The sequence below is a fragment of the Burkholderia sp. WP9 genome, from assembly GCF_900104795.1.
In the GTDB taxonomy this organism is placed as follows: Bacteria; Pseudomonadota; Gammaproteobacteria; order Burkholderiales; family Burkholderiaceae; genus Paraburkholderia.
The window spans coordinates 1001243-1022827 of record NZ_FNTG01000002.1 but is presented as its reverse complement, the minus strand read 5'-3'; the positions used below and the strand labels follow the sequence as shown (position 1 = coordinate 1022827).

General features: G+C 64.3%; 19 protein-coding genes. 12 read left to right on the top strand and 7 right to left on the bottom strand.

What is annotated here, in order from left to right; translation table 11 throughout:
- Window positions 1–255 precede the first annotated feature (255 nt).
- Window positions 256–768 (top strand): redoxin domain-containing protein, encoded by a 513-nt coding sequence (locus BLW71_RS25830; RefSeq protein WP_091803456.1) that lies wholly within the window; start codon window positions 256–258, stop codon window positions 766–768.
- Window positions 765–1292: a DsbA family protein gene (locus BLW71_RS25825; protein WP_091803453.1), complete on the top strand. Its 528-nt coding sequence runs from the start codon at window positions 765–767 to the stop codon at window positions 1290–1292. Before BLW71_RS25830 ends, BLW71_RS25825 begins: the two co-directional genes overlap by 4 nt.
- 149 nt (window positions 1293–1441) lie before the next feature.
- On the opposite strand, the gene BLW71_RS25820 is transcribed toward BLW71_RS25825, so the two are convergent.
- From BLW71_RS25820 to BLW71_RS25790, 7 genes are all read right to left on the bottom strand, one after another.
- Window positions 1442–3706 (bottom strand): xanthine dehydrogenase family protein molybdopterin-binding subunit, encoded by a 2265-nt coding sequence (locus BLW71_RS25820; RefSeq protein ID WP_091803450.1) that lies wholly within the window; start codon window positions 3704–3706, stop codon window positions 1442–1444.
- Window positions 3703–4215 carry a (2Fe-2S)-binding protein gene (locus BLW71_RS25815; RefSeq protein ID WP_091803447.1) on the bottom strand — a complete coding sequence of 171 codons (513 nt, stop codon included), beginning with the start codon at window positions 4213–4215 and terminating at the stop codon, window positions 3703–3705. Before BLW71_RS25815 ends, BLW71_RS25820 begins: the two co-directional genes overlap by 4 nt.
- A complete protein-coding gene (locus BLW71_RS25810; protein WP_091803444.1) occupies window positions 4212–5495 on the bottom strand; it encodes a c-type cytochrome in 1284 nt (427 codons plus the stop codon). The genes BLW71_RS25815 and BLW71_RS25810 overlap by 4 nt, the downstream gene beginning before the upstream one ends.
- 75 nt (window positions 5496–5570) lie before the next feature.
- On the bottom strand, window positions 5571–6704 hold the full coding sequence (locus BLW71_RS25805) for an alkene reductase (RefSeq protein ID WP_091808873.1): 1134 nt from the start codon (window positions 6702–6704) through the stop codon (window positions 5571–5573).
- A 156-nt stretch (window positions 6705–6860) separates the two neighbouring features.
- Window positions 6861–8075, bottom strand: a complete 1215-nt coding sequence (locus tag BLW71_RS25800) for an MFS transporter (RefSeq protein ID WP_091803441.1) — start codon at window positions 8073–8075, stop codon at window positions 6861–6863.
- Between the two features lie 37 nt (window positions 8076–8112).
- On the bottom strand, window positions 8113–9261 hold the full coding sequence (locus tag BLW71_RS25795) for an FAD binding domain-containing protein (protein ID WP_091803438.1): 1149 nt from the start codon (window positions 9259–9261) through the stop codon (window positions 8113–8115).
- Complete coding sequence (locus BLW71_RS25790) at window positions 9258–9911, bottom strand: DsbA family oxidoreductase (protein WP_091803436.1); 654 nt, start codon at window positions 9909–9911, stop codon at window positions 9258–9260. Before BLW71_RS25790 ends, BLW71_RS25795 begins: the two co-directional genes overlap by 4 nt.
- A 118-nt stretch (window positions 9912–10029) precedes the next feature.
- On the opposite strand from BLW71_RS25790, the gene BLW71_RS25785 reads away from it, so the two are divergent.
- From BLW71_RS25785 to BLW71_RS25730, 10 genes are all read left to right on the top strand, one after another.
- On the top strand, window positions 10030–10950 hold the full coding sequence (locus tag BLW71_RS25785; protein WP_091808871.1) for a LysR family transcriptional regulator: 921 nt from the start codon (window positions 10030–10032) through the stop codon (window positions 10948–10950).
- 365 nt (window positions 10951–11315) lie between these two features.
- Window positions 11316–12005: a hydrolase gene (locus tag BLW71_RS25775; RefSeq protein WP_091803430.1), complete on the top strand. Its 690-nt coding sequence runs from the start codon at window positions 11316–11318 to the stop codon at window positions 12003–12005.
- Window positions 12006–12076: 71 nt separating this feature from the next.
- Window positions 12077–13945 (top strand): amidohydrolase, encoded by a 1869-nt coding sequence (locus BLW71_RS25770; RefSeq protein WP_091803427.1) that lies wholly within the window; start codon window positions 12077–12079, stop codon window positions 13943–13945.
- A gap of 39 nt (window positions 13946–13984) precedes the next feature.
- Window positions 13985–15457, top strand: a complete 1473-nt coding sequence (locus BLW71_RS25765; RefSeq protein ID WP_091803424.1) for a mechanosensitive ion channel family protein — start codon at window positions 13985–13987, stop codon at window positions 15455–15457.
- Between the two features lie 189 nt (window positions 15458–15646).
- A complete protein-coding gene (locus tag BLW71_RS25760; RefSeq protein ID WP_091803421.1) occupies window positions 15647–16288 on the top strand; it encodes an HD domain-containing protein in 642 nt (213 codons plus the stop codon).
- 28 nt (window positions 16289–16316) lie between these two features.
- Window positions 16317–16559 (top strand): DUF1427 family protein, encoded by a 243-nt coding sequence (locus tag BLW71_RS25755; RefSeq protein ID WP_091803418.1) that lies wholly within the window; start codon window positions 16317–16319, stop codon window positions 16557–16559.
- Window positions 16560–16642: 83 nt separating this feature from the next.
- Entirely contained in the window at window positions 16643–17590 is a 948-nt protein-coding gene (locus BLW71_RS25750; RefSeq protein WP_091803415.1) for a VOC family protein, read from the top strand.
- Window positions 17580–19076 (top strand): alginate export family protein, encoded by a 1497-nt coding sequence (locus BLW71_RS25745; protein WP_286162102.1) that lies wholly within the window; start codon window positions 17580–17582, stop codon window positions 19074–19076. Before BLW71_RS25750 ends, BLW71_RS25745 begins: the two co-directional genes overlap by 11 nt.
- A gap of 99 nt (window positions 19077–19175) precedes the next feature.
- Window positions 19176–20897 carry an FAD-dependent oxidoreductase gene (locus tag BLW71_RS25740; RefSeq protein ID WP_091803412.1) on the top strand — a complete coding sequence of 574 codons (1722 nt, stop codon included), beginning with the start codon at window positions 19176–19178 and terminating at the stop codon, window positions 20895–20897.
- A gap of 289 nt (window positions 20898–21186) precedes the next feature.
- Window positions 21187–21573 carry a response regulator transcription factor gene (locus BLW71_RS25730; RefSeq protein ID WP_286162101.1) on the top strand — a complete coding sequence of 129 codons (387 nt, stop codon included), beginning with the start codon at window positions 21187–21189 and terminating at the stop codon, window positions 21571–21573.
- Window positions 21574–21585: the final 12 nt, after the last annotated feature.

Genomic DNA, 21585 nt, shown 5'->3' with positions numbered 1-21585 from the left:
TGCCTGGAAACACGGGAATGGTCTTTCAGCAGCAGTCCCAGCATCTGGCCATCGGCGTCGAATTGCCGGCCGCCCGAATCAAAATACCCTCGCTTGAAATCCCATCATACAAAGGTGTGACCCCCACCTCCCTTTCTCTGATCCGCCGATCCCAACGCATAACTATTCCGGCGATCCCATCCGGCCTATTCTGCTGAACACAACGAGCCGCAGCGAAGTCGTGGCCCGAAATGCTTCGAGTGGAGAGTATCCGACATGACCGTACCGCTTTCTCGCCCCGCCATTCCCGTTCTTGAAGCCGGCATGCCGGCGCCGGATTTCACGTTGCAAGCCACACCCGACCAGAAGATCACCCTGTCCGAGTTACGCGGCGCGCCGGTGGTGATCGCGTTCTACCCGGCCGACTGGAGCCCTGTGTGTGGCGACGAACTCGGTCTTTTCAACGCCGCGCTCGCTGAATTGCGCCGGTTGGGGGCGCAACTGATCGCCATTTCGGTGGATAGCGCGTGGTCGCACACGGCATATGCAACACAACGCAAGCTTCATTTTCCGCTGCTCTCGGACTTCGAGCCGAAGGGAGAAGTCGCACGAAGCTATGGTGTGTACCGCGCAAAGGAGGGTGTTTGCGAACGCGCGTTGTTCGTTCTCGATGGGAACGGCATTGTGCGGTGGGCCTATGTTTCTCCCATCACCGTGAACCCGGGCGTCGACGGAATACTCGGCGCACTCGAACAAATGAACAATTCCACGCAACAGGACACGCCATGAGCCATCTCTCCGCGCCGGTCGGATCTCTGGACCATATCGAGGGTGCGTTCGGCGCGCCCGTCACGTTAATCGAATACGGCGATTTCGAATGCCCCTATTGCGGGGCGATGTACGGTGTGATCAAAGCGGTGCAGCAAGCCATGGGACCACAACTGCGATTCGTTTTCCGGCACTTCCCGTTGACGGATATGCATGCCCACGCGCTGCACGCCGCGCAGTTTTCGGAAGCTGCGGCGACTCAAGGCAAATTCTGGGAAGCGCATGACATCCTGTATGAAAATCAGACGGCACTGAGCGATACGGATTTGGCGCGGTATGCGGCGCAACTCGGCCTGCACGCGCGCGATCTGGCCGCGGCGTTCGAAGGCACTTACGACGGGCGTATCCAGCATGACTTCGACAGTGGCTTGCGCAGCGGCGTGAACGGCACGCCTACTCTGTTCATCAACGGCCAGCGTTATGACGGCGAGCGAGACGCCGAAACTCTGCTCGAAGCGCTGCGCGCCGTTGCCCGTCACGCGTGAGTGTGCGGATAGAAGAAAAGGGCGGCAAGGTCAACCTTGCCGCCCTTTTTCACGAGCACGCGAAAGCGTCGAAAGCAGAAGTCATCCGCACGCTCGGCGCGATGCGGATGACGGATTCCCCAACCCGTTAAACGTCGATCAACCCTCGATCAAACGTCGATCAGTTTGCGCAGGCTTTCGCCGGCAAGCGGCATGTCGCGCAGGCGCTTGCCGGTGGCATCGAATAGCGCATTGCCGAGCGCGCCCGCGGTCGGTCCCATCGACGCTTCCGCCGCGCCGAGAAACGGTGCGCCCGGCCGGTCGATCAAATGCACATTGACGCTGCGCGGCACCGCGGAGAAGCGCAGGATCGGATAACTGCTCCAGTCGAAGCTGCGAATCCGCTTCGTATCGAACTGCAATTGTTCATACAGCGTCCAGCTTGCCGACTGAATCACGCCGCCCTCGATCTGATTGCGGATGCCGTCGGGATTGACGATCTGTCCGGAATCCACCGCGACTTCAGCGTGTTCGAGAATCACCTGACCGGTTTCGGGCACGACGGATACCTCGACGGCAATCGCGACATAGGCCATCAGGTTCTTATACTTCGCGAACGCAAAGCCGACGCCGTGATTGCGCTTGCGCGGCGCACGCGGCCAGCCGAATTTCGCGGCGGCGAGTTTGATCACGTCGCGGGCGCGTGGGTCCTGCATGTGCTTCAGCCGGAACGCCACGGGGTCGCTGCCGGCAGCGGCGGCCAGCTCGTCCATGAACGTCTCGATCGTGAAGATGTTCATGTGCGCGCCGAGCGAGCGCATGGCCGACGTATGCAGCGGCATGGTCGGCGAGAAGTTGTTTATCACGTGCATGTTCGGCAACGCGTACAGCGGGATCGCGTTGCGATCGCCGCCGCCTTCGGGCTGCACCATCGGCACCGAGGGCGCGGGCGCGAATGGCTGCTCCAGCAACTGCGCCGGAATGAGCCGGCCGGCGTTGACGATGCGCTCGTTGTGCGAACTGCTCCACAGCGCGTAGTTCCAGTCGACGATGCTGCCGCTCGCGTCGAGCGAGGCGCTGACTTCGGTCACCATCGCGGGCGTGTAGTGGTCCCACGTGTTCTCCTGTTCACGCATCCATTGCACGCGCACCGGCTGGCCGTCCATTTCGCGCGCGATCAACGCGGCGTGCGCGGCCACGTCGTCCGCGCCGTTGTGGCCGTAGCAACCCGATCCTTCCACATGAACGCAGCGGATCTTGTCTTTCGGCATGGCGAGCATTTCGGCAAGCCCGTCACGCAGCGGGTAGACCCCTTGCGAATGGGTCCAGACGGTCAGCGCACCGTCCTTGAAGAGCGCAACCGAGCAGGACGGCCCGATCGAGCCATGCATCATGTAACGCTTGGTGTATTTCGCGCCGAGCGTTTTCACGGCAGTGCCGGTGATGCTGTGCGTGTTGGCGATTTCGATGTGTTCGGTGGAGATCGTCTTCAGATCGCGATGTACGGTAGCGGGGTCGGGCAGTGCGCGCCCGGCCGTCCATTGGCTTCCCGCAGCAAGCGCGCGTTGCGCCTGCACGGCTTGCCACTCGCCTTTGGCGACCACGGCGAGCATGCTACCGTTTCTGATGACCTTGAGGACGCCCGGCATCTTCAGAATCGCAGGCGTGTTGGTTTGCACAAGCCGCGCCTCGTAGACGGGTGGCATCACCACACGGGCGTGCACCATGCCCGGCATCATCATGTCCTGCACATAACTCACGCCGCCCGTCACCTTGCGGGGAATGTCCACGCGCGGCAACGAGGTGCCGATCATGTCGAACGTCGCGGGGTTCTTCAACGGCGAGACGGGCGAGGCCATGCGATGCAGGTCGACGAGTCCCACCGCCTCGCCATAGGTCATGCTGCGGCCATCCGGCGCCTTGATCACCGCATTGCGCGCGCTCAGCACCGTGCTGGCGACGCCGAAGTGCTGGGCGGCTGCATCGACCAGCAGCCCGCGCACCTGAGCTGAAGCGTTCAGCAGCGCGCTGCCGCTGTCGGCGATCGTGTGACTGCCCGCGGTGAGACCTTCATCGGGCGACGCACCCGTGTCGGCGGTCAGAAACGTGATCAACGAGGGCGCCATGTCCAGCTCTTCCGCTGCGATCTGCAACAGCGCGGTGCGCACGCCCGTGCCCAGTTCCACCTTACCGGTGTAGACGGTCACGTTGCCCGCCCGATCGATTCTGATCCACGAATCGAGGTACGGGTTGGTCTTCAGGCTGCCGGCGAGCGTCTGGGTCGTCTTGCCGATATGCACGGCGGCGCCTTCGTCCGCGATCACTTCCTGCGCCATCGCGCTCACGCCCGGAACCATGCTGAAGCTCACGACGAGCGCGCCGGACAGCAGAAACCGGCGGCGTCCTTCGTTGATATCCTCTTCCTTGACGGTCATTGCGCGCCTCCGTGGCTTGCCGCGCCTTGGGGTTTCGCCGCCGTCGCGTCACTTGCCGGCAGATGCGCGACTTCGCGAATCGCCGCGAGAATGCGGGTGTGCGTACCGCAGCGGCACAGGTTCGGTTCCATATGATCGAGCAGCTCGCGCTCGGTAGGCCGCGGATTGCGATCGAGCAACGCCTGCGCGCGCATGATCATGCCGGCGATGCAATAACCGCACTGTGCCGCCTGGTGATCGATGAACGCCTTTTGCAGCGCACCGGGGTGTTCGATCGTGCCGAGACTTTCGATCGTGCGCACGGGCCGTTTGCCGATCGACGAGACCGGAACCAGGCACGAGAACACCGCTTCGCCATCCACGATCACGGTGCAGGCGCCGCATTGTCCGAGGCCGCAGCCGAACTTCGCGCCATGCAGTTGCAGGTCGTTGCGCAATGCGTAGAGCAGTGGCGTGGAAGGATCGATATCGAGCGCGTGCTGCACGCCATTCACGGTTAGATTGATCATCGCGCGTTGTTCTCCTTTCTGACCTTGGCCGCCATCGCCTCGACGTCCTGCCACGGGCCGCGCTGCGAATAGGTCGCGCGAACGTAGGCAGCGAGATCGGCGATCTGCTGGTCGTCGTAGATCTGGCTGAAGGCGGGCATGTAGTTCTCGCTGTCTTCGCCATGCCAGCCGTTGCCGCTCAATATCATCTGGACCGCGTTGCGCGGCGTCGCGGCATTGACGGCGGTGCTGAACGCAAGCGTGGGGCGCTCGCCGATCGACTGCATCGGCGCAGCGGGTCCGTGGCATTGGGCGCAGGAGGCGGCGAACAGGGTCGCGCCGCGTTGCGCCTCGGCGGACTGGACATCCTGGTTGGCAGCGGACACGCTCGCTGGGAGCGGCTGGGGTTTCTGGATCGACAGCAGATAGGTGGCAATCGCCTGCACGTCCTCCACGGGCACGGTGGCGAGATCGCGCGTGACGGGCAGCATCGGTCCGGCCGCCGCGCCGTGTTCGCTGGCCCGGCCCGAACGTAGGTACGTGACCAACTGGTCCTGGGTCCACGGCTTGGGCGCCGCGCCGAGCGCATTGAGCGCGGGCGCTTCCCAGCCGTCGACCACGCCGCCGTCGAATGCGTGTCCCGACTTCTCGCCGCCGATCGGATTGAGCGGCGAATGACACGACGCGCAGTGGCCGAGGCCATCCACCAGCAATTTGCCGCGGTTCCACTCGGCGTCCTTCGACGCCTCCGGCTGCTGCGCGCCGGGATGCAGAAACAGCACGTTCCAGAAGGCCAGCAGCGGCCGGAAGTTCAGCGGGAAAATCAGTTCGTTGGCGGGCGCGACCGCGTTGACCGGTTCACGTGTCATCAGATACGCGTAGGCGGCCGAGATGTCGGTATCGGACATGCGCGTGAAGTGAATGTACGGAAACGCCGGATACAGCAGATGCCCGTCGCGCGCGACGCCATGACGAAGCGCGCGCGTGAAGGCTTCGAGCGACCAGTTGCCGATGCCCGTTTCGGCGTCCGGCGTGATGTTGGTCGCGTAGATCGTGCCGAACGGCGTGGCGAGCGGCAGGCCGCCGGCGAATGGCTTGCCGCCCTTCGCGGTGTGGCACACGATGCAGTCGCCCAACGCGACGACACGCGCACCCGCGAGCCTCGTCTGCGCGTCGAACGAGGTCGGCGCGGGCGGGCTGACCGGCGCGATGGCGGGCTTCCACATCAGCAGGAAGGCGACGGCCAGCGCGGCCACGACAACCACGCCGCCTCCCGCCAGCAGTCTAGACTTGCGAGTCATTCACGCACCTCTCACCAAAGTCCTGGAACGAACCGGCCGCGTGGTTCGCGCCGGACGTTTGCCGCATCGATCGCGTCATGCTCGTGCCGCGCCTGGTTCTACGCCCTGGCCGGCGCTGCCGTGGAACGGATAGTCGATATAGCCGGCCGCGTCGCCTGCATACCAGCCAGTCGGCTTCGGGGCCGCGAGCGGCGCGTGGGCCGCAATGCGTTCGACCAGATCGGGATTCGCGATATACGCGCGAGCGAACGCCACAAGGTCGGCCTGGCCTTCGCGAATCAAGGTCTCGGCATGCTCGACGGAAATGCCGCCGTTGACCATCAACGTGCCCGAGAACGCGCGGCGCATGCGTTCGATAATGCGCGGCAAATCCGGCTGGCCGCTCCAGCCGTTCGTATCCGCCGCATGCACGTAGGCGACGCCGAACTCGTCGAGCATCTTGCCGACGTAGTCGTAGGTCGTGTCCGGGTCCGCGTCGCGCACGTTGTTGTAGTGCGCGTACGGCGAGATACGTACGCCGACCTGGTCGAGCGGGACCACCGAGCCGATCTCCGTGAGAATGTCGCGCAGGAAATTCGCGCGGTTCGCCACCGAGCCGCCGTAGCGGTCATCGCGCGTGTTGGTGGTCGACGAGAGGAACTGATGCGGCAGATAGCCGTTCGCCGCGTGCACTTCCACGCCGTCGAAACCGGCGGCGATCGCGTTGGCCGCGCCCTGGCGGAACGCGTCGACGGCGAGCTTCACTTCGTCGAGCGACATGGCGCGCGACGGCGTGGCGTGAATCTTGGTGTACTGGCCGTTGTGCAGTTGCGCCCACACCTGCAACTGTTCGAGGTCGTCGTTCACGCCCGAAGGGGAGAGCGGTGCTGCGCCGCCGAGCAGCGCGAACGAACTGACGCGCCCGCCATGCCACAACTGCATGAAGATGCGGCCGCCCGCGGCATGCACCTGGCTCGTGATATGACGCCAGCCGTCGATCTGCTCTGCCGTGATGATGCCGGGCGTCAGGTCGAACGCCGCCGAGGCCGGACTGACATTCGTGGCCTCCGTGATGATCAAGCCGGCCGACGCGCGCTGCACATAGTACTCGGCCATCATCTCGGTCGGCCGGCCGCGCAACGGCGCGCGCGAGCGGGTCATGGGCGCCATCGCGACGCGGTTCGGCAAGCTCAATCCCGACAGGTCGTAGCCGTCGAGCAGGGGCGAAATGGAGGACATGGTGATTCCTTGGTGAGCAATCGAGCGTCGTTCAGGTGAATGACTCTGCTGGTCAGCGTATCGCCGAGCCCGCGAAATTTCCTGAAGCCACGCTGAAATGTTGTTAATCCGGACAGCGAGCCGCCCGGTTGCGAAGCAATGCGTGTATCAGGCGTGGCGGGCGGCGTACGGACGGCCGATCACCAGGTAGTGCGCCAGCGCGACGATCGGGAAGGCCGTGGCGACCGCGGCGACGAGCGGCCAGCCGCCGTGTTCGTAAAGCGGGCTGGCGAGCGCCGAACCGAACGCGCCGCCCACGAAGATGCTCGTCATATACAGCGCGTTCAGGCGGTTGCGGCTCGCCGCGTGCAACGCATAGATCTCGCGTTGACCCAGCACCATGTTCATCTGCACGGCGAAGTCGAGCACGATGCCGGTCGCGACAAGCCCGAGCACGCCCCACGCGGGATGGATCAGCGTGGGCGCATAGGCGAACGCGCCCACCACCAGCGCGATCAGCGTCGCGCGCACCGTATGGCCCGCATCGGCGAGACGGCCCGCCACCGGCGCGGAGGTCGCGCCGATCGCGCCGACCAGCGCGAAGATGCCGATCTCGGTTTGCGAGAGCCCGAACTGGCGGGTCAGCTCGACGGGAATCGCGGTCCAGAACAGGCTGAACGAAGCGAACATCAGCGCCTGGTAAAACGAACGGTGACGCAGCACCGGCATCGTGCGAACCAGGTGGCCGAGCGAGCCGATCAGTTCGAAGTACGTGGCCTGGTGATCGGGCTGGCGGCGCGGAATGGTCAGCGCGAGCACGCTGGTGACGATCGCCATCAGCACGGCGGCGGAACCGAATACCGCGCGCCAGCCGAAGTGCCCGGCCACCACGCTGGAGATCGGCCGCGACAGCAGGATGCCGAGCAGCAGGCCGCTCATGATGGTGCCGACCACCTTGCCGCGCGATTCGTCCGGCGCGAGATGCGCGGCGAGCGGAATCAGGATCTGCACGGCAACCGAACTGAAGCCGACCAGCAGCGAGATGCCGAGGAACACGGCCGGTTGCTGCGCGAACGCCGCGGCGGCGAGGCTGGCGATCGACACCAGCGCGGTGGTGATCATCAGCTTGCGGTTTTCCAGCAGGTCGCCGAGCGGCACCAGAAAGAACAGGCCGAATGCATAGCCGATCTGCGTGAGCGAGACGATCAGGCTGGCGGTGCCGCCGGACATGTGGATGGCCGGTGCGATCAGTTCGGTGATCGGCTGCGCGTAGTACAGGTTCGCGACGATGGCGCCGCAGCAGAACGCGAACAACGCGATCAGTCCGCGTGTCAGCTTGACGGGGCTGTTGGCGGCCGCCGTGGTGGATGCCTGGGTTGACATGACAACTCCTTGAAGAAAAGAAACGGAATACGTGGACTCAGCGCGCGAGGTTCATCACGCGGTCGCCGAGTGAAATACCCAGATCGGTCATCAGCCTGCCGCGTTGCAACTGTTGGTTCTCCCAACGTTTCAGGGCTGAATCGATCGTCGCGCCGCTTTGCCAGGTCGAGGACAACGCGAGCGCCAGCGCATGGGCATTGGCGGCCGCTTTCGCCGTGCTGCCCGCCGTGTGAGGGCGCGGCACCGAAGCGGCGTCGCCGAGCAGCACCGCGCGGCCGAACACCATCTTCGGCGAGCGCAGATCGACGATCGGCTGCATGAAGGGCGCGTCGGTGGCATCGACCAGTGCGCGGAACGTCGGCCCTAACGACGCCTGCGCGTCTTCGCGGAGCTGTGCGATGTCGGCGCCCTTGGTCGAGCCGGGCGGCAGCGAGAACGCGCGCCGGATGCCGTGACGATCGACCAGCAACTCTTCGAGCCTTGCCGCGCTGTACTTGCGATACCACACCCAGTTGAAGCGCCGCTCGCCGGCCACGGTCGAATCGTTCTCGCCCGGAATCAGATAGGAGAGCCCCGAATGCCCGTCGCCTTGCTGAAACGCGAAGCGCCCGCGCAGCATGTCCGCTGCGTGCAACGGCAGATCGGCTTCCTCGACGAGGCCGCGCCATGCGACATAGCCCGCATACTGCGGCGCGACTTCGGGCAGCAGGCGCCGCCTGAGCGTCGAGCGGATACCGTCGGCGCCGATCAACAGATCGGCCTGTTCGCTGCGGCCGCTCTCGAACAGCGCGACGATCCGCTCGCCTTCCATGTGGAAGTCGGTAAAGGTCTCGCCCGCATGCAGGTAAGACGCGGGCAGCGCGTTCTTCATGGCGCGGTAGAGCAGGCTCCACGAGGTCTGCATCTGCGGCATGTGGAGTTGTTCGACCACCCGGTCCTCGCGGTCCAGGTAGATACGATCGCCCGAGGCCACACCAGGCGGGTCCGGCAGTTCGACGCCGGCGAAGGCGAGCGCGTCCAGCACGTCCGGCTGAAGCACCACGCCGCCGCCGCGGCTTTCGAGCTGGTTCGGCGAGGTCTCGAACACGTCGACGTCCCAGCCGGCCGAGCGCAACGTATTGGCCGTCAGCAAGCCGCCGAGCGATCCGCCAATCACGACGGCACGCGGTCTTTCGAGCGATCTCATGCTGCTTTCCTTTGCCCTGCCGAACGCAGCGCGTTGATGAAGACCACGGGCGGTTGCGCGCCGCTGATCACATCGCCGTCTATGCGGATGGTCGGCACGGCCTGAACGCCCAGACTGTCAGCCCGCGCGCGCGCCGCGTCGATGTCCTGATTGCCGGCGGCGCTCAGCAAATACGCGCGCACCTCGTCCGCGTCGAATGCATGTTCCGCGGCAAGCGCGACCAGCGTGTCGAGCGAGCCGATGTCGCGGCCTTCGGAGAAATAAGCGGCGTAGATCGCCTGATACAACGCGGCCGTCGCGCGCGGGTCATTGCGCTGCTGCGCGAACTGCATCAGACGATGCGCAAGACGCGTATTCGGCGTGCGCAGCACCTTGTCGTACTGGAAGCGCGCGCCGGCCGCCAGTCCGGCGGCGGTGACCTGCGCATCCATGATCTGCGAGCGCGCCCAACTGCCGAATTTCCCGCTGCGGTACGCGCGCCGGTCCATCCCTTCGGCCGGCATGGCCGGATTCAATTCGAACGGCACATAGCGGATCGAAACAACCGTGTCCGCGCCGGCCTCCGTCAGCGCCGACGCGAGGTTCCGTTGGCCGATCCAGCACCACGGACAAATGAAGTCGTAATTGACCTCGACCTGAATGGCTTGCATGTCGCTTCCCTCACTAGGTAACGCATGCAGCTTATCCGTTGCGTTATCGTTGTTGAATATGGATAAAATGCAAGCTGACGTTGCGTTTTTTGCAACCAAACCGTCAATCAGGCCGAACATGGACAAATTCCTCGCCGTCAAAACCTTGCTTGAAGTGGCGGACGCCGGTGGCTTTTCGAAGGCCGCGCAACGTCTCGGGGTGGCGACCTCGTCGGTCACGCGCCTGATGGACTCGCTGGAGGCCTCGCTCGGCACCGCGCTGCTGACCCGCACGCCGCGAAAGGTCAGTCTCACGGACGCCGGCATCGCTTACGTCGAACAGGTCGCCAAGGTGCTCGACGATCTGGCCGAGGCGGACGAGAGCGTGTTCGACAGCGGTGCGTCGCCGGTCGGCGCGCTGCGAATTTCGGTTCCGTCCACCTACAGCCGCCTGCGCCTTGCGCCGCACCTCGCCGCCTTTCTCTCCGACAATCCGCGGGTGTTCCTCGACGTCGTGGTCGCCGATCACTTCGCCGATCTCGCGCTCGACCGGATCGACGTCGCGATCCGGATCGGTCTCGCCGATCGCGACGCCAACCTGATCGTCAAAAAACTGGCGGACAATCCGCGCTACGTGGTGGCGAGCCACGACTACCTCGAACGCAGCGGCACGCCGCAAACACCCCAGGAGCTCACTGACCACGAGTGCCTGCGTTTCGCCTATGGCGGCGGCTACCGCACTCGCCAGGCCTGGACCTTCCAGCGCGAGGGCGTGGAGCAACGCGTCGACGTGCACGGCCATCTGCTGTCTAACAATCTCGACATCCTGCTCGAAGCGGTGATGGCCGGGCGCGGCATCGCATTGCTACCCGAATGGCAGGTGGCGGCCGAAATTCGCGCGGGCCGCCTGCTGCGCCTCTTCGAACACTTCGACGCGAGTCCTCATGCGGGCGACGCCGTCGTCTACGCCGCGTATCTACCCAACCGCCGCCAGTCCAGCAAAGTGCGCGCGCTGGTTCAGTTTCTCGAGACGCGGCTTCGCGTGTCGCTCGAAGGTTGAACGGTTGCGCGCGCCGCGCTCACTCGGTGCGTTTTTCAGCGCGCATTCCACCGGTCTGACTGATCGAAGTCGCGAAAGGGTGATTCAACGCTGACTGCAGTGTAGGAATGCCGCGCCCATAAAGTCCTGCAGAAAACATGAAATGTTCTGAGCGGGCGCCGGCGCTCGGCCGCGCCAGTGTGAACGCGCCGCAGGCGTGCGCGCCGGAACGCGCCTGGCCGACCATATTGTTTAAGAACTATTAAGGTCGTTCGCCAAGGACTCGGCAAAAACCCGTGGCTAGAATGGGCTCCAGCTTTTCTCGCACTTCAAGCGAGTGCGGCCTGTCCTCCCATGTTCACCAAACCTTTAGGAAGTACAACGCCATGGCAAATCCGAAACTGGAAGTCCTCACGCCTGCAAACTCGCAGATCATCTTTATCGACCAACAGCCGCAAATGGCTTTTGGCGTCCAGTCCATTGACCGTCAGGTACTCAAGAACAACGTAGTAGGACTCGCGAAGGCAGCGCGGGTGTTCAACATCCCTACCACTATCACGACCGTGGAATCAGAAAGTTTCTCCGGCTATACGTACCCGGAGTTGCTGGACGTATTTCCGGAGCACAAGGTGCTCGAACGCTCGTCCATGAACTCGTGGGACGACCAGAAGGTTCGTGACTCGCTTGCTGCGAATGGCCGAAAAAAGGTAGTGGTGGCAGGTCTGTGGACCGAGGTTTGCAACAACACGTTTGCGCTGTGCGCGATGGCCGAAGGTGACTACGAAATCTATATGGTCGCCGACGCGTCTGGCGGCACCTCGAAGGACGCGCATGACTACGCGATGCAGCGGATGATTCAGGCCGGCGTGGTTCCGATGACCTGGCAACAGGTGCTGCTCGAATGGCAACGCGATTGGGCACACAAGGAGACGTACAACGAAGTCATGGCGATTGCCAAAGAGCATTCGGGCGCGTACGGGATGGGCGTGGACTATGCCTACACCATGGTGCACAAGGCTGCCCAGCGCGCGGCGGGGACGCATGAGGTTCTGGCGCCGGTGCCTGCAAAGAAGTAAGCAGCGACGAGCGCCCGCTTCCGATGAATAGCTCCGCGCTTGAAAGCGGAGCGCTCCCTATGAGGATCGCCATGAATTCCAGTACTTCCGAATCGACGCCGGCCGAGGTCGTGTTCTTCAACGGCAAGATCGCCACGCAGGACGACAAGCGTTCATTCGCCGATTCGCTCGCCGTCGCGAACGGCCGTGTCCTCGCTGCGGGCTCGCGTGAGGCCGTGATGCGTCACGCGAACGACGCCACGCGCCATGTCGACCTCAAAGGGCGCACGGTCATTCCCGGACTCAACGACTCGCATCTGCACATCATTCGCGGGGGCCTGAACTTCAATATGGAGTTGCGTTGGGACGGCGTACCATCGCTTGCCGACGCGCTCGACATGCTGCGCAAACAGGTGGCCCGCACGCCGGCGCCGCAATGGGTGCGGGTGGTGGGCGGCTGGAACGAATTCCAGTTCGCCGAGCGGCGCGGCCCGACGCTCGAAGAAATCAATGCGATCGCGCCGGACACGCCGGTGTTCATCCTGCATTTGTACGACAGCGCGCTGCTCAATGCCGCGGCGCTGCGCGCGGTCGGCTACACCAAAGACACGCCGAACCCGCCGGGCGGCGAGATCCAGCGCGACAAGCGCGGCAACCCGACCGGCATGCTGATCGCCCGTCCCAACGCCGGCTTGTTGTACGCCACGCTCGCAAAGGGGCCGAAGCTCGGTCTGGAAGACCAGCGCAACTCCACACGCCATTTCATGCGTGAGCTGAACCGCCTCGGCGTGACGAGCGCAATCGACGCGGGCGGCGGCTATCAGGCCTATCCGGACGACTACGCGGTCATCATGGAAATGGCGAAGCACAGCGAACTGACCGTGCGCATTGCCTACAACCTGTTCACGCAGAACGCGAAGAAGGAAATCGAGGATTTCGCCAAATGGGTGAAGATGACCAAACCCGGCGAAGGCGACGATTTCCTGCGCGTGAACGGTGCTGGTGAGATGCTGGTGTTCTCCGCCGCGGACTTCGAAGACTTTCTCGAACCGCGCCCGGATTTGCCCGAGTCGCTGGAGACCGAACTGGAAGCGGTCGTCAGGCTGCTGGTGGCGAACCGCTGGCCGTTCCGTCTGCACGCCACTTACAACGAATCGATCGAGCGCTTCCTGAACGTGTTCGAACGCGTGAACGCCGACATTCCGTTTAACGGTCTGCGCTGGTTCTTCGACCACTGCGAGACCATCACGCAGAAGAACATCGATCGGGTAAAGGCGCTCGGCGGCGGCATTGCGATCCAGCACCGGATGGCGTATCAGGGCGAGTACTTCATTCATCAATACGGCGAAGAGGCGGTGAAGCGCACGCCGCCGATCCGACACATGCTCGACGCCGGCCTGCCGGTCGGCGCGGGCACGGACGCCACGCGCGTCGCGAGTTTCAACCCGTTCGTGTCGCTGTACTGGATGGTGTCGGGCAAAACGGTCGGCGGCACCGCGATGTATGGCAGCGAGAACAAACTCGATCGCATGGAGGCCTTGCGCCGCTATACGGTGGGCAGCGCGTGGTTCTCGAACGAAGAGGACAAGAAGGGCGCATTGGTGCCGGGCCAGTTCGCGGACTTCGCGGTGTTGAGCGAAGACTTTTTCACCGTCGACGAGAGCCGCATCAAATTCCTGACCTCGAACATGACGGTGGTGGGCGGCAAGGTCGTCTACGCGGACGACGAGTTCGCGCCGCTCGCGCCGCCGGATCTGCCGGTCAGCCCGTCATGGTCGCCGGTGGCGGAATTCGGCGGCTATAGCCGCTACAAGCCGACGGCGGTGGCGTGCGTGGACGGCTGCGTGAATCTGTGCGGCGTGCATGCGCATGCGCACGGTTGGGCGTGGCGCAAGAACGTGCCGGTCAGCGATTCGAACGGTTTCTGGGGCGCGTTGGGATGTAGCTGCTTCGCGTTCTGATCACGCCCGTTTCGTAGCACCACGCGAGCGAGGACCTTTATGCCGACCCTGACCGACGGCGTGCTGTTTGGACTGGTCATTCTGGTCCTCGATTTTCTCGCGTGGCGTTTCATGAGCCGCAAGAGCGACCAGACCCGGCTCGCGTTTCGCGCGCTGATGTTCGCTCTGTCGAGCTACGTGCTGTTCAGCTATGGCATGAATCCGCTGCGCGCGGCGCCGTGGCCGGACGAGCCGCTGCGTCATCTGCTCGCGCAGGTGCTGGAGATCGTGTGGTGGCTCCAAGGGGCGCGGCTTGTCACGATTCTCCTCGATCGCGTGGTGTTGCCTGAGGCATGGCACAAGGAGCGATTGTTTCAGGACGTGTTCGGCGCGCTGGTGTTTCTCGCCGCCGCGGTCGGCGCGATTGCCTTCGTGTTGCAGTTGCCGGTGCGCGGCCTGCTTGCCACTTCGGGCGCACTCGCGGTCGTGCTGGGCCTCGCGATCCAGAGCACGCTCAACGACGTGTTCTCCGGCGTCGTGCTGAATGCGACCGAGCCATTTCGCCTCGGCGACTGGGTGACGATCGGCGACGTGGAAGGCAAAGTGGTGGAAAGCAACTGGCGCGCAACGAGCCTGCTCAACGGGCAGGGCAACATCGTCGTGATTCCGAACAGCGTGGCGGCGCGCGCCCATATCGTCAACGCCAACGAACCGTCGCATACGCACGGCATTAGCGTGGTGCTGCCCATCAAGCCGTCGATCCGGCCGGCACTCGTGCTGGAGGCGCTTGCGAGCGCCGCCGAAAGTTCGCGCGATGTGCTGGACGATCCGAAGCCGGTGGTGAGCGTGCGGCGCGCCACCAACGACGCGATCGAGTACGAGATCGTCTGTTTCGTCAGCGAGCTGGCCAAGAAAATCACCGTGCGCAACGACCTGTTCGATCTTGCGCACCGCCATCTGCTTTCGCGCGGCGTGGTGTTGCGGCCGTTGTCGGTGCCCGAACCCGTGACGGGCGGCACCGCCGACGAGAAGCTACGGCTCTTGCGCAACGTGCTGATCTTCCAGACGCTGGCGCGCGACGAACTCGCCGAACTGGCCACGAAACTGACCCAGCACGAGTTCGACGCCGGCGACACGATCTACACCGCGGCGGATGAAAGCGGCCACGAGCTGCACATTCTGGCGCAGGGCGTGGCCAAAGTGGTCGTACAGAAAGACGGTGGCGAGATCGAACTGCGCAGGCTTGCGCCGGGCGACTCGATCGGTCAGTCGGGGATTCTTGCGGGTGTCAGGACTGCGGTGGTGGTGCGGGCGCTAACGCGCGCCACGGTCTTCCGGCTCGACAAGAGCGCGTTGACGCCCGTTCTCACACAGCGGCCGGAAGTGGTCAAGGAGATGTGCCGGCTGCTGTCGGAACACCATGCCACGGAGGAAATGCTGCTGGCCTCGCCGTCGAATCTGGATGAGAGCGGCGGCGGTCTGCTGAAATGGATTCGCGATGGCGTGCGGCGCTTCCACGAACTGACGTTGTGAGCAGATTCGCATAAGTAGCGTAGCGATTAAGGGTTTTTAAGAATCCCCCAAAGTCTTTATAGATTTATTTCGCTACGCTGCGGTGGATAGTCCCTGGACTCTCATCGATTCGCCACGCGGGCGGGTCGCGACGTCCGGTCGGCATGCGTGAAGACGCGTCGGGAAAGGGGCTGACACGGAGGAGTTGACATGAAGAAGCGCATTGCCGGTGTTGACATCCCAGACGGTGTCATGGCCCAGGCGGCAACTGACCTGATCCGCGGCACGGAGTCGGAACTGATGTTTCATCACGCGCTGCGGGCTTTCCTGTTCGCCGCGCTGATTGGACACCGCGAGAGCCTGACTTTCGACGCGGAACTGCTGTATGTCGGCGCGATGTTTCACAACGTGGGCCTGAATGCGAAGTACGAGCGCTCGCCATACCGCTTCGAGGTGGACGGCGCGAATGCCGCGCGCGATTTTCTGCGGCAGTACCGCGTGGCCGAGCGCGAGATCGAAGAAGTGTGGGTGGGGATCGCCTTGCACACCACGCCGGGCATTCCGGAGCATCTGTCGGCGCTGGTTGCGCTCATCAGCGCCGGCGTGCAGATGGACGTGCGGGGCGCGCGATACGACGAATTCACCGCGCATCAGCGCGACGAAATCGTCCAGGCGTATCCGCGCGAATCCGGCTTCAAGAAGAAGCTGATCGACGCATACGCGCACGGCATGGCGCATCGGCCCGAGACGACCTTCGGGACCGTGAATGCCGACGTGCTGGACCGGTGGGATCCGAACTATCGCCGCCTGAATTTCTGCGGACTGGTGCTGGGATCCGACTGGCCGAATTGATGGATGGTTGACAGAAAGGAAGACAGGCATGGGCTACATCATTTCACTCGGAGTCGGCTTCGGCATCGGGCTCCTCTACTGGCTGCTCAAGGTTCAGTCACCGGCGCCGCCGCTGATCGCGCTGGCGGGCCTGCTCGGCATGGTGCTGGGCGAGCATGCGATTCCGGTCGTCAAAGCGCAGCTCTTCACGCAGACGGCTACGGCGCAGGTCGCCGAACCGCTCAAGGGCGCCGCCGTGCAAAAGCCTGACGCGAGCAAGGAAGGCGGTTGATACGCAAGGCGCGCGCAGTTCGCCGGACGGAATGCCGTTCGCGGGCCGTCATTCAAATTTTGCCCACTCAAACGGATAGTCAAATGTTCAAGTCGCTTCATAGGTACCGCTCCATCGCGCTCGTGTGCGCCGCGCTGCTGGTCGGGTTCACGCCGGTTTCGTCAGCCCTCGCCGATGCGGGGCCGCCGGAAGTGCCGGGCAGCAAGGTCGCGCTGGTGAAACACCCGGACGTGTCAGTCGGTCCGCAGTACGACACCACGCATGTGTACGTCGCCTCGGCCGATCTCGACGCGTTCGTCAACAGCTTCCTCGCGACCTTCGGCGGCAAGGCCTCGCCGCGCGCGGTTTTCACCGTGACGCCGACGCCGAGCAAGACGGCCTCGCAATACGTGCAGACGCCGGTCGGCATGCTGTCGGTGTTCGGCTTCGAGACGCCGGTTCCCTATCCGTTCGGCAATGAGCGCACCGGCTACCTCGTCACGGATATCGACCAGGGCGTGAAAGCGGCGCGCGCGGCCGGAGCCGACGTGCTGGTCGAGCCGTTCGACGATCCGATCGGCAAGGACGCGATCATTCAATGGCCGGGCGGCCTGACGATGCAGCTCTACTGGCACACCAAGGCGCCGAATTACGCGCCGTTGCAGAGCGTGCCCGACAACCGCGTGTACGTGTCGCGTTATGAAGCGAACAACTTCGTGCGCCGCTGGCTGCACTTCTCGCACGGCAAGGTGGTGTCGGACAACCCGCGCGCGGATGCCGGCGTGATCGGCCGCCCGGGCGAGACGGTGCGCGAGATCCGTATCACGTCGGGCTTCGGCCGCATGATCGTGTTCGTGACGGACGGCAAGCTGCCGTTCCCGTTCGGACGTGAAACCACCGGCTACGGCGTCGACGACGTGGCGCAGACGCTGGAGCGCGCGCAAACGGCCGGCGCGAAGGTGGTGTACCCGGCGTATGCGAGCGGATCGGGCAAGACCGCGATGCTCGAATTCCCGGGTGGGTACATTGCCGAAGTGCACGATGGCAAGTGAGGCAAACGTCGTGGCGCCGTTCAGAGTGCGGCGCATGCGCCGCGCCATCCGCGCGTTGCTGATCAGCACGGGGCTGGCGGCGGCGCTGCCGGCTGTGGCCGCGGACACCGCGCTCGGCGGCGCGGACGATACGTCCACGACCGGCAGCACGGCGGCCGCGGCGGCGCCGTCGTGCGCGCGGCCCGCGATCATGTTCAATCGCTGGCAGGAAAACTGGTCGGCGCTGGCCAACCCCTGCGTGCCGAAAAAGCCCTTCGATTCGCTGAAGTACATTCCGCTGTTCGGCAATCCGGACGCGTATATTTCGCTCGGCATGGTGCTGCGCGAACGGCTCGAAATCAACGACGCACCGCTGTTCGGCCTCGGCGCGGCGCACGACGACACCTACCTGCTGCAGCGGCTCGAAGTTCACGCGGACGTGCGCCTCGGCCCTCATGTGCAGATCTTCACGCAATTCGAAGACGCGCGGCCTTACGGCAAGGATGTCGTTACGCCGGTCGACAAGAACCCGCTGGATCTGCGCCAGGCGTTCGTGGCGATTACCGAACCGCTCGGGCCCGGTACGGTGAAGTTTCGCGTCGGCCGCCAGGAAATGGCGTTCGACTTGCAGCGTTTCGTTTCCGTGCGCGACGGCCCGAACGTGCGCCAGGCGTTCGACGCGATCTGGGCCGACTATGAAACCGGCCCGTGGCGCTGGATCGCCTACGCAACGCAGCCGGTTCAATACCGCGACAACTCGGATTTCGACGACGTCTCCAATCGCGATCTGACTTTTAGCGGCGTGCGCGTGGAGCGCAAGAACGTCGGGCCGGGCGATCTGTCCGCGTATTACTCGCGCTACAACCGCAATAACGCGAAGTTCCTCGACGCGAGCGGCGACGAACACCGCGACGTGTTCGACGCGCGCTACGCCGGCAATGTCGCGCCGATCGACTGGGACGTCGAGGCGATGTATCAGTCCGGACATGTCGGCAGCAAGACCATCGGCGCGTGGGCGGTCGGCTCGCTGGCCGGCTATACGCTGACCTCGTTGCCGTGGACGCCGCGCCTCGGCATTCAGGTGGACGCCGCCTCGGGCGACAGTCATCCGAAAGACGGGCGCATCGGCACCTTCAATCCGCTCTTTCCGAACGGCTACTACTTCGCGCTGGCCGGCTACACCGGCTACACGAACCTGGTGCACGTCAAGCCGACGCTCATCCTCAAGCCGAGCAGCAAGCTCACGCTGCTGGCCGGCGTCGGCCTGCAATGGCGTCAGACCACCGCGGACGCCGTGTACGGCCAGGGGTCGTCGGTCGTGCCGGGGACGGCGGGACATGGCACCCCGTGGACCGGTTTCTATACGCAACTGCGCGCCGACTATGCGGTTGCCGCCAATCTCGCGGCGGCGCTGGAAGCCGTGCATTTTCAGGTCGGTCCGTCACTGCGCGATCTGGGCGCGCGCAATGCCGACTACGTGGGCGCCGAACTCAAGTTCGGCTGGTAGAGGTATAGAACAGCAGCAAGAGTGTATTGAACAGCAAGCGGTAGCGCACGCGCTACCGGCAAACCGTCGTTACGGCGACGGGCCAGATGAGGTCAAGCTATGAGCACTCCGGACATATCCGTCGACGCAACCACGCCCTCGGAACTCGAGTTTCCGTATTCCTCGCTGGAATATCGCAGGCATCAGATGTTCCCCCGTCTTTCCGCCGCCGAGATCGCGAGCCTGCGCCGCTTCGCGCGGCCGATGTCGTTCAAGGCCGGCGAACTGATCTTCGAAACCGGGCAGGTGGCGCTCGGCCTGTTCGTGCTGCTGCATGGCCGCGTGCGGATCGAGTCGCGCGACAGCTTCGGGCGCTCGACCGTCGTCACCGAACACGACGACGGCCACTTCATGGCGGAGATGGCGCAGCTCTCCGGCAAGCCGGCGTTGATCGACGGCATCGCGCTGACGGACGTCGAGACGCTCGTGATCGAGCCGGAGCGCTTGCGCGCGCTGATCGTCGCCGACGCGCAACTCGGCGAGCACATCATGCGCGCGCTGATTCTGCGGCGGCTCGGGTTGATCGAGCAGGGGCTCGGACCGGTGATCGTCGGCAATGGCGACGACGCGCGGCTGATCCGGCTGCAAGGTTTCCTGCGTCGCAATGCTTATCCGGCGATGGTGATCGACGCCCGCACCGATCCCGAAGCCATGAAGCTGCTGGGCGGCATGACGACCGGTCCGGGCGATTTCCCGCTGGTGTTCTGTCCGAACGGCTACGTGCTACGCGCGCCGGACGAGGCGCAGCTCGCGTCGTGCCTCGGCCTCGTGCCGACCTTCGAGCAATCGCGCGTGTATGACGTGGCGATCGTCGGCGCCGGACCGGCGGGACTGGCCGCCTCCGTGTATGCGGCCACCGAAGGTCTGTCGGTCGCCGTGTTCGACCAGCGCGCGCCGGGCGGCCAGGCCGGCGCGAGTTCCCGCATCGAGAACTATCTGGGCTTTCCCACCGGCATTTCGGGCCAGGCGCTCGCAGCCCGCGCGTTCCAGCAGGCCTTGAAGTTCGGTGCGCATCTGGCGATTCCCGGCAAGGTCATGGACGTGAGCCGTCATGACGGCATCTTCATGCTCACGCTGGAGGACGAGCAGCGCATCAGCGCGCGCACCGTCGTCGTGGCGAGCGGCGCGGCGTACCGCAAGCCGACGGTGCCCGGGTTCGACCGTTTCGAAGGGCGCGGCACGTTCTACTGGGCATCGACAATCGAGGCCAAGCTCGTGAAAGGGCAAGACATCGTGCTGATGGGCGGCGGCAATTCCGCGGGCCAGGCGGTCGTGTTTCTGGCGAACTTCGCGCGCAGCATTCGCGTGCTGATACGCGGCGCGGATCTCAACGCGAGCATGTCCAGATACCTGATCGACCGGATCGGGTCCTTGCCGAATGTGACGCTTTGCACGCGCTGCGTGCTACGCGAACTCGGCGGCGACGAAAGCGGACTGACCGAGGTGCATATCCGCCATGAGGATGAGGGCGCGGACGAAGTGATTTCCACGCGCCACCTGTTTCTTTTCATCGGCGCGGACCCGAAAACGGATTGGCTCGGTTCGAGCGGCGTGGAGCTCGACAACCGCGGCTTCGTCGTGACCGGCTTCGCGCGCAGCGAGCACGGCTTCTCCGAGTCGAGCGCGCGCTATCCGCTCGAAACCAGTGTGCCGGGCATGTTCGCTGTTGGCGACGTGCGCTCGGAGTCCGCGAAACGGGTCGCGGCGGCGGTGGGCGACGGGGCTGCCGTGGTGAGTCAGATTCACGCGTATCTGAGCCAGCTCACGAAGGCGGCGGCTTGAGGAAAACGGTTCAGGTCGAAGGGTTCGCGAGCGCGATGCCAGCCAGCATGCGGACGACGGAACAGCCGATGCAGGACCTGGCCGGGAGCGCCGGCGTGCATCACGGCGTCATACCTAAGTGTGATAGTGCGAAGCGCCGGCCGGCCCCTAACATGCAAAGGAATGGGATCGTGCCTCTGCTCGTGCGTCGCGCGCAAGCGCGGCGCAAGGTCAGCATGACGCCGGGCGGGGCGCGCCTGAAACATTGAAGGTCGCGCCAGAAATCGAGTGGCGGCATGACATTGGCGCAATGTGGGTATCCGCAGCTATGAGCTTTATTTGCATCGTCGACGACGACGCGTCGTTACGCAGCGCTCTCGGCAACCTTCTCAAGTCGGTGGGCTACACGACGATGACGTTTGCGTCGGGCGAGGCATTTCTCGCCTCGCCGGTCGTCGACGACGCGTTGTGCGTGTTGCTCGATCTTAGAATGCAGGGCATGCAGGGTCTCGACTTGCAACGTCGACTGCAAGAGGATCATAGGCAAATTCCCGTCGTGCTCATGTCGGCGCATGGCGACGACGAAACCGTTCGGCGTGCGATGCAACGCGGCGCCGTCGGGTTCGTGCGCAAACCTTTTGCGGATGACACGCTGCTAGAGCTGATCCAGCTGGCCATTAGAAGGAAGGGGAAATGAATTGAGCACCGA

Bases quoted from the DNA above. Each gene is read 5' to 3' on its own strand.
- BLW71_RS25810 (WP_091803444.1), bottom strand. From the start codon at position 5,495: ATGACTCGCAAGTCTAGACTGCTGGCGGGAGGCGGCGTGGTTGTCGTG.
- BLW71_RS25825 (WP_091803453.1), top strand. From the start codon at position 765: ATGAGCCATCTCTCCGCGCCGGTCGGATCTCTGGACCATATCGAGGGT.
- BLW71_RS25790 (WP_091803436.1), bottom strand. From the start codon at position 9,911: ATGCAAGCCATTCAGGTCGAGGTCAATTACGACTTCATTTGTCCGTGG.
- BLW71_RS25760 (WP_091803421.1), top strand. From the start codon at position 15,647: ATGAAGAAGCGCATTGCCGGTGTTGACATCCCAGACGGTGTCATGGCC.
- BLW71_RS25785 (WP_091808871.1), top strand. From the start codon at position 10,030: ATGGACAAATTCCTCGCCGTCAAAACCTTGCTTGAAGTGGCGGACGCC.
- BLW71_RS25800 (WP_091803441.1), bottom strand. From the start codon at position 8,075: ATGTCAACCCAGGCATCCACCACGGCGGCCGCCAACAGCCCCGTCAAG.
- BLW71_RS25745 (WP_286162102.1), top strand. From the start codon at position 17,580: ATGGCAAGTGAGGCAAACGTCGTGGCGCCGTTCAGAGTGCGGCGCATG.
- BLW71_RS25765 (WP_091803424.1), top strand. From the start codon at position 13,985: ATGCCGACCCTGACCGACGGCGTGCTGTTTGGACTGGTCATTCTGGTC.
- BLW71_RS25795 (WP_091803438.1), bottom strand. From the start codon at position 9,261: ATGAGATCGCTCGAAAGACCGCGTGCCGTCGTGATTGGCGGATCGCTC.
- BLW71_RS25770 (WP_091803427.1), top strand. From the start codon at position 12,077: ATGAATTCCAGTACTTCCGAATCGACGCCGGCCGAGGTCGTGTTCTTC.
- BLW71_RS25830 (WP_091803456.1), top strand. From the start codon at position 256: ATGACCGTACCGCTTTCTCGCCCCGCCATTCCCGTTCTTGAAGCCGGC.
- BLW71_RS25820 (WP_091803450.1), bottom strand. From the start codon at position 3,706: ATGACCGTCAAGGAAGAGGATATCAACGAAGGACGCCGCCGGTTTCTG.
- BLW71_RS25755 (WP_091803418.1), top strand. From the start codon at position 16,317: ATGGGCTACATCATTTCACTCGGAGTCGGCTTCGGCATCGGGCTCCTC.
- BLW71_RS25815 (WP_091803447.1), bottom strand. From the start codon at position 4,215: ATGATCAATCTAACCGTGAATGGCGTGCAGCACGCGCTCGATATCGAT.
- BLW71_RS25750 (WP_091803415.1), top strand. From the start codon at position 16,643: ATGTTCAAGTCGCTTCATAGGTACCGCTCCATCGCGCTCGTGTGCGCC.
- BLW71_RS25775 (WP_091803430.1), top strand. From the start codon at position 11,316: ATGGCAAATCCGAAACTGGAAGTCCTCACGCCTGCAAACTCGCAGATC.
- BLW71_RS25730 (WP_286162101.1), top strand. From the start codon at position 21,187: ATGTGGGTATCCGCAGCTATGAGCTTTATTTGCATCGTCGACGACGAC.
- BLW71_RS25740 (WP_091803412.1), top strand. From the start codon at position 19,176: ATGAGCACTCCGGACATATCCGTCGACGCAACCACGCCCTCGGAACTC.